Source organism: Vibrio sp. R-1, from assembly GCF_035615595.1.
In the GTDB taxonomy this organism is placed as follows: Bacteria; Pseudomonadota; Gammaproteobacteria; order Enterobacterales; family Vibrionaceae; genus Vibrio; species Vibrio cholerae.
The window spans coordinates 1-635 of the sequence record NZ_WPDC01000270.1 but is presented as its reverse complement, the minus strand read 5'-3'; the positions used below and the strand labels follow the sequence as shown (position 1 = coordinate 635).

Here is a 635-nt window from a genome sequence, read left to right as displayed (position 1 = left end):
ACTCAATGCATAGCAAATTCATCACAAAAACAAACGCATGGCAAAAATGCCACGCGTTGTGAGTCCATCTTAAATGCTTTGTTAGCCGTTTATCTCACACTTGAATGATGAGACACGCTCTCTAACCTTTCTGCCAGCCAAATTTTAATGATTGATTGACGTGTTACACCAATACGACTCGCTTCTCTGTCCAAGGACTCAAGCATCCAGGCTGGAAAATCTACATTGACTCGTTTTTGCTTATGCATCGGTCTTTTAGCTTGCGATAGATCCAAGTCCATTACGATATCATCGTCGTCACTTTCAAACTTGGCATCAAATTCATGCGCTTTCATAAAGGCTTACCTCCGCTTTCCGTGAACGCCGAACTGAGATGATCCTGACATTCGTACCTCGGTAGGTAATTACTCCTGACCAATGCTTACTGTTTAGCAAACCGACAACCAAATATCTGGGCTCATCACTTGTGTTTGCAGGGATCTCGATAAGATCTGAATCATTCCACAACCCTTGAGCTGTATGAAAATCAATACCGTGCTTTTCGAGATTACTTCTGCTTTTGTTTTCATCAAATTCAAATTTAATCATGAGTAAAAACTACACCCTTTTTACTCATTAGGCAAACTATGTTTATT

At 40.3% G+C, this 635-nt stretch carries 2 protein-coding genes; both read right to left on the bottom strand.

What is annotated here, in order from left to right:
• Positions 1 to 89: 89 nt before the first annotated feature.
• Positions 90 to 335 (bottom strand): type II toxin-antitoxin system BrnA family antitoxin, encoded by a 246-nt coding sequence (gene brnA / locus GOU96_RS18050; RefSeq protein ID WP_000643598.1) that lies wholly within the window; start codon positions 333 to 335, stop codon positions 90 to 92.
• Positions 322 to 588 (bottom strand): BrnT family toxin, encoded by a 267-nt coding sequence (locus tag GOU96_RS18045; RefSeq protein WP_258502618.1) that lies wholly within the window; start codon positions 586 to 588, stop codon positions 322 to 324. Before GOU96_RS18045 ends, brnA begins: the two co-directional genes overlap by 14 nt.
• Between the last annotated feature and the right edge of the window lie 47 nt (positions 589 to 635).

Excerpts from the sequence above, each read along its gene's own strand:
- brnA (WP_000643598.1), bottom strand. The coding sequence starts at position 335 with ATGAAAGCGCATGAATTTGATGCCAAGTTTGAAAGTGACGACGATGAT.
- GOU96_RS18045 (WP_258502618.1), bottom strand. The coding sequence starts at position 588 with ATGATTAAATTTGAATTTGATGAAAACAAAAGCAGAAGTAATCTCGAA.